The organism is Marinitoga sp. 1154 (genome assembly GCF_013363285.1).
In the GTDB taxonomy this organism is placed as follows: Bacteria; Thermotogota; Thermotogae; order Petrotogales; family Petrotogaceae; genus Marinitoga.
This window is the reverse complement of record NZ_LBFB01000012.1, coordinates 1-14,472: the sequence shown is the minus strand read 5'-3', so window position 1 is coordinate 14,472 and position 14,472 is coordinate 1. Positions and strand designations below refer to the sequence as shown.

At 26.5% G+C, this 14,472-nt stretch carries 15 protein-coding genes; 13 read left to right on the top strand and 2 right to left on the bottom strand.

Annotation, left to right across the window (positions count from 1 at the left end; all coding sequences use genetic code 11):
• The first annotated feature begins 43 nt into the window (after positions 1 to 43).
• Genes XO12_RS06770 through murC form a run of 7 tightly spaced genes read left to right on the top strand, consistent with a single transcriptional unit; the run spans position 44 to position 8,620 of the window.
• Positions 44 to 1,525: a UDP-N-acetylmuramoyl-L-alanyl-D-glutamate--2,6-diaminopimelate ligase gene (locus XO12_RS06770; protein ID WP_175419972.1), complete on the top strand. Its 1,482-nt coding sequence runs from the start codon at positions 44 to 46 to the stop codon at positions 1,523 to 1,525.
• Entirely contained in the window at positions 1,522 to 2,784 is a 1,263-nt protein-coding gene (murF, locus tag XO12_RS06765; protein ID WP_047266724.1) for a UDP-N-acetylmuramoyl-tripeptide--D-alanyl-D-alanine ligase, read from the top strand. Before XO12_RS06770 ends, murF begins: the two co-directional genes overlap by 4 nt.
• 10 nt (positions 2,785 to 2,794) lie before the next feature.
• Positions 2,795 to 3,745 carry a phospho-N-acetylmuramoyl-pentapeptide-transferase gene (mraY, locus tag XO12_RS06760; RefSeq protein WP_047266725.1) on the top strand — a complete coding sequence of 317 codons (951 nt, stop codon included), beginning with the start codon at positions 2,795 to 2,797 and terminating at the stop codon, positions 3,743 to 3,745.
• Positions 3,742 to 5,064 carry a UDP-N-acetylmuramoyl-L-alanine--D-glutamate ligase gene (gene murD / locus XO12_RS06755; protein ID WP_047266726.1) on the top strand — a complete coding sequence of 441 codons (1,323 nt, stop codon included), beginning with the start codon at positions 3,742 to 3,744 and terminating at the stop codon, positions 5,062 to 5,064. The genes mraY and murD overlap by 4 nt, the downstream gene beginning before the upstream one ends.
• Positions 5,064 to 6,248 (top strand): FtsW/RodA/SpoVE family cell cycle protein, encoded by a 1,185-nt coding sequence (locus tag XO12_RS06750; RefSeq protein WP_175419971.1) that lies wholly within the window; start codon positions 5,064 to 5,066, stop codon positions 6,246 to 6,248. The genes murD and XO12_RS06750 overlap by 1 nt, the downstream gene beginning before the upstream one ends.
• Entirely contained in the window at positions 6,238 to 7,275 is a 1,038-nt protein-coding gene (locus XO12_RS06745; protein ID WP_175419970.1) for a glycosyltransferase, read from the top strand. Before XO12_RS06750 ends, XO12_RS06745 begins: the two co-directional genes overlap by 11 nt.
• A 1-nt stretch (position 7,276) precedes the next feature.
• The gene (gene murC / locus XO12_RS06740; RefSeq protein WP_175419969.1) at positions 7,277 to 8,620 is read left to right on the top strand and encodes a UDP-N-acetylmuramate--L-alanine ligase; all 1,344 of its coding nucleotides are present in this window, start codon (positions 7,277 to 7,279) and stop codon (positions 8,618 to 8,620) included.
• Between the two features lie 64 nt (positions 8,621 to 8,684).
• On the opposite strand, the gene XO12_RS06735 is transcribed toward murC, so the two are convergent.
• A complete protein-coding gene (locus XO12_RS06735; RefSeq protein WP_052913293.1) occupies positions 8,685 to 9,017 on the bottom strand; it encodes an STAS domain-containing protein in 333 nt (110 codons plus the stop codon).
• 226 nt (positions 9,018 to 9,243) lie between these two features.
• Between XO12_RS06735 and XO12_RS06730 the strand changes: the two genes are divergently transcribed.
• The 6 genes from XO12_RS06730 to XO12_RS06705 all read left to right on the top strand — a co-directional run bounded on the left by XO12_RS06730 (position 9,244) and on the right by XO12_RS06705 (position 13,787).
• Positions 9,244 to 9,684 (top strand): hypothetical protein, encoded by a 441-nt coding sequence (locus tag XO12_RS06730; RefSeq protein ID WP_047266731.1) that lies wholly within the window; start codon positions 9,244 to 9,246, stop codon positions 9,682 to 9,684.
• Between the two features lies 1 nt (position 9,685).
• The gene (locus XO12_RS06725; RefSeq protein WP_047266732.1) at positions 9,686 to 10,630 is read left to right on the top strand and encodes a hypothetical protein; all 945 of its coding nucleotides are present in this window, start codon (positions 9,686 to 9,688) and stop codon (positions 10,628 to 10,630) included.
• A gap of 117 nt (positions 10,631 to 10,747) precedes the next feature.
• A complete protein-coding gene (locus tag XO12_RS11330; protein WP_368493433.1) occupies positions 10,748 to 11,059 on the top strand; it encodes an AAA family ATPase in 312 nt (103 codons plus the stop codon).
• A 361-nt stretch (positions 11,060 to 11,420) separates the two neighbouring features.
• Positions 11,421 to 12,155: a flagellar hook-basal body protein gene (locus XO12_RS06715; protein ID WP_047266734.1), complete on the top strand. Its 735-nt coding sequence runs from the start codon at positions 11,421 to 11,423 to the stop codon at positions 12,153 to 12,155.
• 31 nt (positions 12,156 to 12,186) lie between these two features.
• On the top strand, positions 12,187 to 12,972 hold the full coding sequence (gene flgG / locus XO12_RS06710; protein WP_047266735.1) for a flagellar basal-body rod protein FlgG: 786 nt from the start codon (positions 12,187 to 12,189) through the stop codon (positions 12,970 to 12,972).
• 14 nt (positions 12,973 to 12,986) lie between these two features.
• Positions 12,987 to 13,787, top strand: a complete 801-nt coding sequence (locus XO12_RS06705) for a mechanosensitive ion channel family protein (protein ID WP_047266736.1) — start codon at positions 12,987 to 12,989, stop codon at positions 13,785 to 13,787.
• A 273-nt stretch (positions 13,788 to 14,060) separates the two neighbouring features.
• Here XO12_RS06705 and XO12_RS06700 read toward each other — a convergent pair.
• Positions 14,061 to 14,472: ATP-binding protein (locus XO12_RS06700; RefSeq protein WP_217683664.1), on the bottom strand; the 412-nt coding region annotated here is incomplete at its 5' end.

Below are 14,472 nucleotides of genomic sequence, written 5' to 3'. Positions count from 1 at the left end.
GTGTAAAATTAGTTAAGAAATGATAATTAGGAGCGTGATAAACATGATAGGTTATGATATTATTAAAATTTTAAAAGAATTAATTATAGAATATAATTTCCCTTTAGAAAAGGAATATACATTTTTTACTAATAATACTAATAAAATAAAACCGGGTTCGGTTTTTGTTTGTATTAAAGGTTCTTATTTTGATGGACACGATTTTATAAGAACAGCTATAGAATTTAAAGCAGCTTTAATTGTAGCTGAAAATCCAAAAAAAATACCTTTAAATCACCCCTATATTTTAGTTAGCAATACAAAAAAAGCCTATGCTTTACTTAATTATGCATATTATAACATAAATTTCGATGATTTTAATTTTATAGGTGTAACTGGAACTAACGGAAAAACAACTGTAATTTCCTTAATCCATTATGTTTTGACGTATGGAGAAAAAAATAGTTCTTTAATAAGCACAGTTGGAATTAAAATTAACAACGAATTATTATATGAACCATATAACACAACACCAGGCGTTGATGAAATTGCAAAAGTACTAAATCTTTCAAAGGAAAAATCAATAAAGAATATATGTTTAGAAGTGTCTTCTCATGCAATAGATCAAAAAAGAGTATATAAGATTCCTTTTTCAATTGCTATTTTAACAAACATAACCCGCGATCATCTGGATTATCATAAGAATTTTGATGATTATAAAAATACAAAATTATCTTTATTTAAACAATTAAAAAGCGATGGATATGGAATCATTAATTTAGACTGTATAAATTTAAAGGAAGTTCCTGGAAATAATATTATAACATATGGATTTGATAAAAATGCAGATTATGTAATTTCTAATGTTGAATACAATAATGCACAAATGAGTTTTACTATAACAGAACCAGATGGAACAGAAAATAAAATCCATACTCATTTAATAGGAGAATATAATGCACAAAATATGACAGCTGCATTTATTGCATTAAAATTATTAAATATGGACAATGAGATAATAAGACATGGTTTTTTAACTTTTGAAGGAGTTCCTGGACGATTTCAATTGGTAGAAAATACACGAGATATAGAGTATAAGGTTTATATTGATTTTGCCCATACGCCAGATGCCCTTGAAAAAGTATTGAAAAGTGCAAAAAAAATTACTAAAGGCAGGGTAATTCTTGTGTTTGGAGCTGGCGGTGCTGCCGATATTGGCAAAAGAAAAATAATGGGAGAAATTGCTTCAAAGTATAGCGATTTAATTGTTATAACAGATGATGACCCAAAAGATGACGATCCAGATGAAATTATCGAACATATTCTCGAAGGAATAGATAAAAATAAGACATTTATAGTTATTAGAGATAGAAAAACTGCTATAAAAGCCGCTGTTAGCTTTGCTTCAAGAGATGATGTAGTTATAATCGCTGGTAGAGGACATGAAAAATTTCAATTGTATGAAAATGGGAAAAAAATACCTTTCAATGATTATGAAGTTGCACATGAAATAGTTCAAAAATTCAGAAAGGTGATGAAGAGATGAATGAAACTTCTAAAAAAATTCATTATGAAATCGACTCCCGAAAAATAAAAAAAGGAGATACATTTATTGCAATAAAAGGCGAAAAAAACAACGGACATGATTTTGTGAACGATGCTTTTAAAAAAGGAGCTAAAACAGCTATTGTTGAAGAAAAAAGAAATTATATTAAAGAGGTTATTTTAGCAGACAATGTTATTGACTATATAAACAAAAAGGCTTCCATACTATTAAAAGAAAAATCAAAAATTAGAATAGGAATAACTGGTTCAAATGGAAAAACAACTACAAAATTTTTTTTATATCATTTATTATCATATGGATTTAAAGTTTTCACAACAGAAAAAAATTATAATACTGAGATAGGAATTCCTTTAAGCATACTAAATAATTTTAAAAATCAACCTGTATCCATTTTAGAAATGGGACTTAGAAAAGAAAATGATATTGAATATCTTTCAAAATATTATACCCCTAATATTGAAATTATACTTAATATAGGAACATCACATATAGAATTTTTTAAAACAAGAAAAAAAATTGCTGAAGAAAAGTTAAAGATCATTTCATATGCAGAAAAACCAAGCTTATTGTTTATCAACGGAGATGAACCCTTGTTAAATATAGAATATCCAGAAGATATTAAAGTTTTCAGATTTGGGGAAAATAAAGATAATGATGGTTATTTAATAGATTTTGAATATTTAAACTGGAATACCCGTGTTTATTATAATATTTTTGGTGAAAATTTAATGCTTACACTTAATGGTATATGGAATAAAGGACAATTAATGGATGCTTTAGCATCACTAATGGTTTCATTGTATTTTGAAATTCCACTTGATCCTTTTTATATTTCAAGTTTTTCTTTGCCAGAAAAACGTTTTGAATTAAAGAAATATGGAACATCCCTAATAATAAATGATGCTTATAATGCTTCAAAAGAATCATTCTTAAGTGGATTTGAAAGTATTAAAAAAATGTCTATAAAAAAGAAAAAAATTCTATTAATGGGAGAAGTTCTTGAGATAGGAGATAAATCCTATGAATACCATATTGAAATAATAGAAAGTGCGAAAAAGATTTTTGATCAGATATATTTTTATGATCCTAAGAATAAATTTAAATTTAACAACATCTCAATTCTTCATAAAAAAGAAGATATTTTTGATATTTTAAAATCAGAAAATGCTTTAATATATGTAAAAGGTTCAAATGGAACGAATCTGTGGAAATATGTTGAAGAATTTTTGAACGATTAGGGAGGAATTTATGCTTTTATCAATTATTTTAATATTAATATTTATGGAATTTTTGTTGTATCCGGTATATATAAAATGGGCTCAAAAAAAACAATTTGGACAATATATTAGACCAGAAGGTCCTGACCTTCATGGTTATAAACAGGGAACACCAACAGCTGGAGGAATATTATTTATACCAACTATTTCTATTTTAAATATAATTTCGTATATATATTATAATGATTTAATTTTTATGTATATTGCTATGTCTGCCTTTCTTTTTGGGCTTATTGGTTTTTTTGATGATTTTAGCTCAATATTGAAAAAAGATGCAATGGGATTATCTCCAAAAGGGAAACTGGTTTTACAGATATTGTTTTCCTCTTTATTATTTATTATATTCTTTAATTTTAATATGGATTATATTCTAAAAATCCCATTTACAACCTATAATTTAAAACTATCATCAATACCGTATTTATTGTTTTATATATTGTTTTTTACAGGTTTTTCAAATGCAACGAATCTTACAGATGGACTCGATGGGTTAGCTGGCGGAACTTTTATAATATCTTCAATATTTACTATATTAATTGGTGTATATTATTTTAATGCACCAATCATTTTGTTATATACTATTATATTACCAGTAACTATTTTTCTCATTTTTAATGTTAAACCAGCTAAAGTTTTTATGGGTGATACAGGTTCTTTAGCTCTTGGCGCAATATTGAGTGCATTAGTAACATATTATCATATTGAATTATTCCTTATTTTTACTGGATTTATTTTTGTAATAGAGACTTTGAGTGTTATTATTCAGGTATTTTCATTTAAATTACGAGGAAAAAGAGTTTTTTTAATGTCTCCTATACACCATCATTTTGAACTGAAAAAGTGGCCAGAAGAAAATATAACTTTTAGATTTATATTGGTTAATCTAATATTTTCATTAATAGGTTTTGGAGGTATATTATGAAAATATGTCTTGTTGGATATGGTATAAGCAATGAAGCATTGCTAAAAAATATTTTAATTAAAGAAAATGTAGAAATTTTTGTAAGTAATAATAAAGAATTATCATATAAAGATATAATCTTTTTTGAAAAAAATAAAATATCATATGAAGAACAACATGGAAAACTTTTAAAAGAAGCAGACTTAGCTATAATAAGCCCTGGAATTCATCCAGAAAGTTTGCCTATAAAAATTATCAGGGAAAATAATATTCCCTACACCACAGAAATTGAATACTCATGGAGAAAAATAAAAGAGAAAAATCCTGAATCTATATTTATAGGCGTTACAGGAACTAATGGAAAATCTACTACAACTAAATTAATATCACATATATTATCAAAATCTTATAATACTTTTGTTGGTGGAAATTTAGGAACTCCTTTATCCTCGGCGAATTTTGACAAAGAAATTTATATAGTAGAGATTTCAAGTTTTCAAATTTTTTGGGGTAAAAATTTTATACCAGAAATTGCTGTTTTAATCAACTTAATGCCAGACCATTTAAATTGGCATGCATCTCTTGAAGAATATTACAATACAAAATTAAACTTAATACATAAAACCATTCAAAATGATGGTATAGGTTTTGTTAATTCAAATCTCAAATCTTATTTTAAAGAAAATACAAATAATCTATATTTTTTTGGGGATAATGGTGAATATATATGGAAAAATAACATGATAGAAACAAAAAATAATATTAATATAAAAGTAACGAACGAAACATTAAAATTAGATTTATATAAAGAAGATGTTCTGGCTGCTGTTTCAGTTGCATTGAATCTTGATTTATCAAAGATTTTAATTGAAGAATCATTAAAAACTTTTAAAACATTAGAACATAGAATGGAATTTGTTGGTGAATATAAAGGGATTAAATTCTTTAATGATTCAAAAGCAACAAATGTTCATGCAGCTTTATCAGCTTATAAATCATTCAGACAAAAAAATTATATAGCTATGCTTTCTGGCCAGCCAAAAAATGAAGATATGGAAATTCTTTTAAAAGAATTGCAAAATTATGCAAAAAAGGTACTTGTTTTTGGAGATATGGTTGGTGAAATAAATAAATATAAATTTTTTACCAATTATATTGTTGAAGATAATTTAAAATCAGCTATAAAAAAAGCTGTTGCAATATTCAGAAATAATACTTATAAAGAAGATACTTATATTATTTTATCTCCTGCAGGAGCGAGTTATGATTTATTTAAAAATTATAAAGAACGCGGGAAAAGATTTAAAGAAGAAGTGTACAAATTAATGGAGATGATATAATGAACAAATCCCGTATTTTGAAAAATAGAGCAATTTTATTTATAATAATTGTCGGCATGGCTTTAACACTTGGTACATTTTTTGTATATAGTTCTTTAAGAGCTATGGAATCGACATTTTCACCTATACAAATAGATAAAATGTTTCAAAAACATGTATTTACTATATTATTATCATCTTTTTTAGGCATTATAGCTTTCATCTTATCCAAATATATAACAAAAAGCAGACATTTTATGAATATTTTATTTATATTTTTTATGACTTTACTTGCTCTGGCTTTAGCTCAAGCCCCTATAAATGGAACAAAAAGATGGATAACAATTTTAGGTATTCAAATTCAACCGTCTGAATTTATGAAATTATTTTTACCTCTATACCTGTCATGGTATTATTACAAAATAAAAGAAAGGAAAGCGACATTTGTTTTTGGTATAATAATACCGTTGTTCATAATATTTTTATCCATTTCTTTAATATTTTTAGAACCAGATTTGAGTTCATCTATTCTTATATTTATACTGGCCATTTTGACGATATACATTAATGGAGTAAAGAATATACATTTTTATATGACTCTTTTAATACTAACAATTTCCGGAATTTTTATTATAACAAATGCTGATATTTTGAAAGGCTATCAAAAAGATCGTTTAGAGCAATTTTCTAAAATAGAAAAAAATTATCAATTAAGACAATCGCTTGATGCCATTACAAATGGAGGATTTTTTGGTTCTGGTTCATTTATAGGGGAAGAAAAATATTCCGTACCTTATTCTTATAGCGATTTTATTATTGCTGTTATAGGAGAAGAATGGGGAAAATTAGGGATATTAATGGTTATAACCTTATATTTTCTAATATCGCGAGAGTTAATATTAATGTCTTATCATATGAAAAATTCTGCAGCCCGTAATTTTATGGTAGTATTTGCATTCTGGATATTTTTTCAAAGTTTTATAAATGTTGGAGTTTCAATTGGAATGCTCCCAACTACTGGTGTAACGTTACCTTTAATGAGTTACGGTAATTCTTCATTATTGATTACTATTGTTTCTATTGGATACATAATGGGAATGGTATTTTACGAAATAATAGATGAGCAAACAATTGATGAGCAAACAAAAGAAATATTAGAAAATCAAGAAAATAAAAAAAGGGTGGAAAGAACAGATGAAGTATAGAATAGTTGTATCTGGCGGCGGTACAGGAGGTCATTACTATCCTGCTTATTCTGTTATAAAAGAATTAGAAAAAACAATTGATTTTGATTTAACCTATTTTACCATATATAATAGATTGGATGATATTAAAGTTTCTAAAGATTTTCCTTATGCAAAAAAAATATCCTTAAAAGTAAAAGGCCTTAAAAGACCATTATATTCATTGGAAAATATAAAGATTCTATATAATACATATAAAAATTATCTATCAATAAAAAAAATTATAAAAAAAATAAATCCTCACTTTGTAATTCTTACAGGGGGATATGTAACTGTTCCTGTTGGCCTTGCTGCAAAAGTTTTAAATATACCTATATTCATTCTTGAACAAAATAAAATAATGGGTGTTGCAAATAAAGTTTTAAGCAATTATGCAGAAAAAATCTTCCTGACATATAACAACACAATAGGCAATAAATTTCCAGAGAAAAGCATAGTTAGCGGAAACCCTTTAAGAATTCCTGAAAAAATAGATCGAGAAAATATATTAAATAATCTTAATTTTGATTATAATACTCCGTTGATTACAGTATTTGGTGGAAGTTTGGGTTCAGAATTCATTGATGATTTGATGAAGAATGTTTATAACAGAATAAAAAATGTTAATTTTATTCATATATCTAAAAATTTAAAATCAACATGGGATAATGTAAAAACATTTGAATATTTAGATAATCTTACAGAATATCTTGCAATTAGTGATATGGTTATTAGCCGTGGTGGTGCAACCAGTTTATCAGAGATTGACTTTTTTGATTTACCTGCTATAATTATACCGTGGGAAAGTTCTGCAGAAAATCAACAAACTTTAAACGCAAAAGCTCTTAAGAAAAAAAATATTTGGATATTTAGAGAAAACAATGTTAGTTATAAAGATATAGTAAATATAATATCTAAAGTTAAGACAAGAAAAACTTATACTATAAATAAAGAAAATCCGTCTACAATTATTATAAAAACAATTTTAAACTCATTAGGAGGCGCCTGAAATGAAATACTTTTTTTCCGGAATAGGTGGAATAGGAATGAGCTCATTAGCTCTTTATACGAAATATAAGGGGTTTGATGTAAGTGGATCAAACAATGTAGAGAGTGAAAGAACAAATTATTTAAAAAATAAAAATATTGATATAAAAATAGGACATACAAAAGAAAATATTTTAAATACTGATTTAATAATAAAAAGTACAGCTATAAAAGATTCTAATCCAGAAATTAAATATGCAAAAGAATGGAATATACCAATTCTTAATAGAATGGAATATTTAAATTATATTTTAAAAAACAACTATAGTATAGGGATTACTGGAACAGATGGAAAAACAACTACAACTGCAATGATATCACACATTTTAAAAGAAGCGCTTTATGATCCTACAGTATTTTTAGGAGGAATTCATGATAGTTTAGAAGATGGAAACTTCAGACTCGGTGCCGGACCTATAATCAGTGAAGTGGATGAAAGCGATGGCTATATTAGAAACACAATTCTGGATGTATCTATAATAACAAATTTAAGACCAGACCATTTAGAGCATTATAATAATTCTTTCGAAAATCTTATAGATTCTCTATATAATCATGCATCTAACGCCAGAGATTTTGTGTTGTTAAATGGTGATGATGTTATTTTAAATGCATTTTATGATAATTTCGTTATAAAATTTGGTACAACTAATAATTCAGAATACTATTTTACAAATAGAATACCTCATGGATATTATCAAACATTTGATGTCCATTATAAAAATAAATTTATAGGAAAAATAAAAATGAATTTGCCAGGTGTTCACTATGCTTATGACGCCATAGCAGCCATCGCATATTCACTGGAAATGGGAGTTAGTTTTGAAAAGATATGTAAGGCTTTTGAGACATTCAATTCAGTAAATAGAAGATTTAATGTACTGTTTAAAAATAGCCATATTTTTGTTGTTGATGATTATGCGCATACTCCAGAAGAAGTTGAACATACTATTAAAGCTGCAAGAGAATATTTCCCAGATTATCCTATAATAGCTATATTTCAACCACATAGATACACAAGACTATTCAGACATTATCAGCAATTCAGCCAGGTTTTAAAAAATGCCGATAAAGTTTTTATATATAGAATATATTCCGCCTTTGAAGAACCTATTGAAGGTGTAAATGAATTAAAAATGGCAAAATTAATAAATGATTCCGAATTTATTAATTCTGAAAACGAAATGATTGATAAAATATTGGATTTAAGTGAAGGAGTATTTTTATTTTTAGGCGCAGGGGATATAACAAATGTGGCTAAAAAGGTAAGCAAAATATTCACGAAAAAATATGAAAATGTTATATGAAATTCATATATAACATCAGCAAAAACACTAATATATTAAAAATAATATGGGCATTATGCCCATATTATTTTACTTCTTCAAGAGTATCTAATATCTTAACAATTTTATCAAGTTTTGTCATTTCAAAAATTTTTCTTACCTGTGGCTGTAAACCAACAAGAATTAATTCTTTTTTCAAATTTCTCGATTCTTTCAATAAACTCACAACCGCACCAAGACCTGCACTGTCGATATATGAGACTAAAGACATATCTATCACATATTTAGTATGAGATAAACTTACAAGTTTTTCCTTTGTTTTTTGCTTAAACGTTGCTGAATGATAAGCATCAATTTCTCCTTCAACCTTAATCAAATAGAAATTATCCTTTTCAGAAAAATCAACTGTAAAATCCATTATAACACCTCCATTTTATCTTCAACTTTTTATAAATTATACCATATTTTTTTATTATATTCAAAAAATAAAAAAATACAAATTATTTTGTAATCCCAATCAACTAATAAAAAATAAAATTTTATTTTAATTTTTTTTATATCAATATTGATTTTTTTTAAAAAATATGGTATATTATTAATATAAATGAAAGTATATATATAAATTTTTATAGAGGGGGAGTTCTATGAAAATATTATCCTTGATCTTTATATTAACAGGAATGGTAATTATTTTATCGGTTTTTCTTGGATATTCTTTAACATTTTGGAAAACTGTAAAATTTATTCTGGGGTGTGGATTTATATATGCAGGTTTTAACCCCGAGCAAACAGTAAAAATAAAAAAAGGAAATAAAGAAATCTTGTTGCAGGGTAAAGATGCTGAAAAAGCAATAGATGATATTTTAGAAATACAGGAAGGATTGATATTTAAATTTATGAAAAAGTTCCATAATAATTTTAGACTGAAAAGTTTAATTTTTGGCTTAATTACTGGAATAATATTGATATTGGATAGTTTAAATTTAATAAGTACAAATTTAAATTTTTGGGAGATAATATTATTAATAATAGGTGCAGGCTTAATATCCTCTGGGATTTCAAAAATTTTTTTAAGGGGGAAATAAGATGATATCAGGAATTGTTTATGTTTTGATGGGCATAATAATACTTACAACACTTATTTTGAAAATATCCTTTACTATTAGTACAATAATAGAAATTATATTAGCAACAATATTTATTTTTGATGGTTTAAAATTATTAAAAAAAATAAAAAGTGAAAATCTTGGAAACTTGATTTTTGGTATTATTCTAATTTTTGATTTGTTTAATTTATTTAATTTCAAACCCTCTGTTGGAGAATTGGTGTTATTATATATAGGTACACAATTATTAGCATCGGGTATGGTTGAATTATTTTTTAGAGATCTGGCATTTAAAATATCAAAAAATAAAATCAATCATGATGAAAAAATTTTTGAATTAAAAAATAATAATTATAATTTCAACTTTAATTTTGATTTTGATTGGAATAAGTGTAATATTACTACACATGACGAAGATAATATAAAAATAAAAAGTACATATAATAAATCAATATTTAACCAAAAAATACATATGGAAAATACCAAATTTGATTTTAAAGAAAAATTACGAATTAACTCAATAAATATCCCTGAAAGAGCGGAGAATAAAATATATATATCCAATAATATAAAAGCTAATTTTGATATTCAAATAAGCGTTTGTGATTTGCTTATGGATTTCTATGAAATAAAAGCACAATATGTAAGAATAAATTCTAAAGCATCAAATATTCATTTAATTCCCTCGTCAAAAACAGATTCAACCATTGATATGAATATACAGGTAAGTAATCTTACAATAGAGATACCTGTTGATACTTTTGTAATAATTAATTTTATAGGAGATTTAACAGTAAAAGAGTTAAATAATTTCATACAAAAAGACGATTCCACACTTGTATCAAATAATTTTGAAAAAGCTAAATATACATGCAAAATAAATATATCTTCTGAAATGTCAAAAATTTCCGCATTCATAGATTAATTTTCGGTCTATTACGGTGTTACACGCTGACAACAAGTTTTTGGATTAAAAAATTGGATTTTTTAAAATTAAAAAACACCCTTTTCTTATTTTTTGTCCAAACCTTGTAGAGGGTGAATACGTATAGAAATAAAAAACGATCACTATAAATATGCATTTGATGATTTAATAATAGAATTATCCAAAAAAGGAAAAGTAGTAATATTAATAGATGAATATGAAAAACCTATATTGGATACTATAAATAACAAAGAAATGGCAGAAAAATATAGAAATGTGTTAAGAAATTTTTATGTAGCAATAAAATCAAAAGATGAATACATAAAATTTGTATTCATAACAGGAATCACAAAATTCATAAAAACCGGAGTATTCTCTGCACTTAACAATTTAAATGATATATCTCCTCTGGATACAGACTATTCGTAAATGCTTGGATATACTCAAGAAGAACTCGATATTTTAAAGACTATATAGAACAAACAGCAAAAAAGTTTAATGTCTCAAGAGAACAATTACTAAAAGAAATGAAAAAATACTATAATGGATTCTCACAAAAATCCCCGTTTTCGGGGATTTTGTTATAAGAATTTATCAATAATCTCATCAATCAAATTTCTTTCATCATCCTCAAAAGAAAAATAACCAAGAGCTACATGTTTATGACTAAAGCCATATTTTGTTAATAATTTCCATATCATCTTCTTTTCTAAATTTTCGAATACAATTTAGGAAATATGTACAAATAAAAAGAATTATATTAATGAATATCTTCGCAGGAGGCGATTATATGACCAGAGGACTTTATTTTTCTACTATGGGTATGCTTGCTAATATGGCACAACTTGATAATATATCAAATAATTTATCTAATGCTGATACTACAGGATATAAAAAAGACGAAATAACCTTTAAAGCATATCTTGAAAAAGAATTCAGAAATTATAATTCAACTGACTTCAACAAAGGTAGACATATTGGGTATATGGAAACCGCATTAATTTCAGATGAAACAAAACCAATAATGTCTCAGGGGAAAATCGAAGAAACAAATAATCCTCTGGATTTTGCAATATTTGGAGATGGCTTTTTTAAAATAGAAAGGAATTCTAAGGTCTTTTACTCCAGAAATGGTGAATTTAAAAGAAATCAGGAAGGATTTTTAATAACCTCAGATGGTGACTATGTACTTGATATAAACAATAAACGTATTCAAATTCCTGAAAAGTTTAATGTTGATGAAAAGGGAAATATATATAATGGAAACCAGTTAACAGGCCAGAAAATTGCTGTAGTTAATCTTAAAAACCCTTCTAAATTCGGAATAAATCTCTTTACTGGTAATGAAATATCATCTGAAAATTATAAAATAATGCAGGGTGGTCTGGAAAAATCAAACGTGGATACGTTAAAGGAAATGATAAATTTAATAAATGCTAATAGAGCATTTAATATATTAGAAAAATCCGTTCAAACTCAGGATTTAATGACTGGCAAGATCATAGAAAGCGCTCAAAGAATATAATCAATAATATAATTTCAAGGAGGAAAAAAATATGTTAGTATCCCTTTATTCTGCATCAACTGGAATGATAGCACAGCAAAGAAGACTCGACACTATTTCTAATAATTTATCAAACGTAGACACGACAGGTTATAAGGCTCAAAGGATTGAGTTTCAGGATTTGTTATATACACCTATAAAAGAAGCTGGAACTCCAACAGCTCAAAACTCAACATTGCCAACAGGTGAGTATGTAGGTCATGGAGTTAGAGTAGCCGCAACAAATAGAATATTCACACAAGGTAATATAGAACAAACTGGTGGAACTTTTGATCTTGCAATAATGGGCGACGGATTCTTTCAGATGCAATTGCAGGATGGTAGAATTGCATATACAAGAGATGGCTCATTTAAAGTAGATGCTAATGGAAGATTAGTTAATTCAAATGGATTATTATTGGTTCCAAATATAACATTACCAACAAATGCTGAAAGTGTAAATATTTCACCAGATGGTATAGTAAGTGCAAAGCTCCCAGACGGAACAATACAAAATGTTGGTAATATTACCCTTGTCAGGTTTGTAAATCCAGCAGGATTAAAAGCTATAGGAAATAATTTATATCTGTCCACTCCAGCATCTGGTGTAGCTACTGAAGGCATTCCGAATCAGGATGGGTATGGTTCAATTGAACAGGGATCATTAGAAAAATCCAATGTGGATGTTGTTAAAGAAATGGTCAATATGATCGTCGCACAAAGAACATATGATCTCAATGCAAGAGCAGTACAGACAGCAGATGATTTCTTAAGAACAATTGGAACATTGAAAAGATAATAGAGGTTAAAAATATGAACATAGATATGAATATAATTGTTGATTATTCTTTGAGAATAGGTATAAGCATAATCGTTTTAATATTAACTAAATTTTTCTCTAAAATAACATACAAATCGATGATGAAAATAACTGAAAAAACAGGAAGATCAATAGCATACAAAAATACATCAAAAGTCTTAATAAATATATTCTATTACACGCTTGGAGGATTTATTATTTTATCTTTATTATTTAAGGATTTTATGCCATTTTTAACAGGGCTTGGAATATCTGGAGTTATCGTAGCATTTGCGATACAGGAACCGTTGTCTAATTTTATTTGTGGAATCCTTTTGATGTTTTCAAAAACAATAAAAGAAGGAGATGCAATTGAGGTAAATGGCATTTCTGGAAGCGTTGATCAAATAGATTTGAATCATACAGTTATAAAAACTTTTGATGGAAAACTCGTAAGAATACCAAATAAAACTATGTGGAACAGTTCAATAACAAACTATTGGCCATCAAATATCAGAAGAAGTGAGATTAATCTTGGAGTTTCTTATAATACTGATTTAACGAAATTTTTTGGATTGATAAATGAATATTTAAAAACATCACATTTAATTTACCAAGATAATGATCATAAGCCTTTTATCTGGTTTTCAGGATTCAACGATTCTTCTATAGACTTTTCCATAAAATTCTGGTTAAAGAAAGATGATTATTTTGAAGGCACTAAAAAAATCGCTACAGAAATATTTGAATTATTAAAACTAAATAATATTGAAATACCTTTTACACAGATAGACATAAATATAAAAAGGGGCTAAAATCCCCTTTTTATATTATATTAATTCTATTATACGAAGTAAAATTTTTTATTGTTAGCATTATAAATGCTTTTATATAAATTTACTATTGTAATAAAATGAGGCTGAAATTTTCAGCCTCATTTATTTTTAGAGTTGTTTAAAAGTTTAATATCTACAATACCTAGGTTGTCTAAAAAGTCTCAAATGAAATGAAGGCTCGAAGATTGCCCTTTGTAAAAACAACTACAAGAATGTTAAAAAAAGGGAAAATAAAAATGTACAAAAAAGGGATTAAGAATTAGAAACAGAATTAGCAAAAAAATCCATTTTTTCTTTTAATCGATATGAATCACCTTTAATCGAAATAACATGAGAATGATGCAATAATCTGTCTAATATAGCTTGAGCTAAAACTGGAGAACCAAATATTTCACCCCAACTTGAAAATGGCATATTTGTTGTAATTATTGTACTGTGTTTTTCATATCTTTTTGATATTAATTGAAAAAACAAGTTTGAAGCATCTGTATCAATTGGCAAATATCCTATTTCGTCTATTATTAATACTTTGTATTTCGAAAAATGTTTTAATCTTGTTTCTAATCTATTTTCTTTAAGTGCTTTTTTTAATTGCGACATTAAATCTTGGAAATGGATAAAATATGTTGAATATCTATGTTTTGCACATTCTATTCCAATGGAG

Bases quoted from the DNA above. Each gene is read 5' to 3' on its own strand.
- XO12_RS06770 (WP_175419972.1), top strand. From the start codon at position 44: ATGATAGGTTATGATATTATTAAAATTTTAAAAGAATTAATTATAGAA.
- murF (WP_047266724.1), top strand. From the start codon at position 1,522: ATGAATGAAACTTCTAAAAAAATTCATTATGAAATCGACTCCCGAAAA.
- mraY (WP_047266725.1), top strand. From the start codon at position 2,795: ATGCTTTTATCAATTATTTTAATATTAATATTTATGGAATTTTTGTTG.
- murD (WP_047266726.1), top strand. From the start codon at position 3,742: ATGAAAATATGTCTTGTTGGATATGGTATAAGCAATGAAGCATTGCTA.
- XO12_RS06750 (WP_175419971.1), top strand. From the start codon at position 5,064: ATGAACAAATCCCGTATTTTGAAAAATAGAGCAATTTTATTTATAATA.
- XO12_RS06745 (WP_175419970.1), top strand. From the start codon at position 6,238: ATGAAGTATAGAATAGTTGTATCTGGCGGCGGTACAGGAGGTCATTAC.
- murC (WP_175419969.1), top strand. From the start codon at position 7,277: ATGAAATACTTTTTTTCCGGAATAGGTGGAATAGGAATGAGCTCATTA.
- XO12_RS06735 (WP_052913293.1), bottom strand. From the start codon at position 9,017: ATGGATTTTACAGTTGATTTTTCTGAAAAGGATAATTTCTATTTGATT.
- XO12_RS06730 (WP_047266731.1), top strand. From the start codon at position 9,244: ATGAAAATATTATCCTTGATCTTTATATTAACAGGAATGGTAATTATT.
- XO12_RS06725 (WP_047266732.1), top strand. From the start codon at position 9,686: ATGATATCAGGAATTGTTTATGTTTTGATGGGCATAATAATACTTACA.
- XO12_RS06715 (WP_047266734.1), top strand. From the start codon at position 11,421: ATGACCAGAGGACTTTATTTTTCTACTATGGGTATGCTTGCTAATATG.
- flgG (WP_047266735.1), top strand. From the start codon at position 12,187: ATGTTAGTATCCCTTTATTCTGCATCAACTGGAATGATAGCACAGCAA.
- XO12_RS06705 (WP_047266736.1), top strand. From the start codon at position 12,987: ATGAACATAGATATGAATATAATTGTTGATTATTCTTTGAGAATAGGT.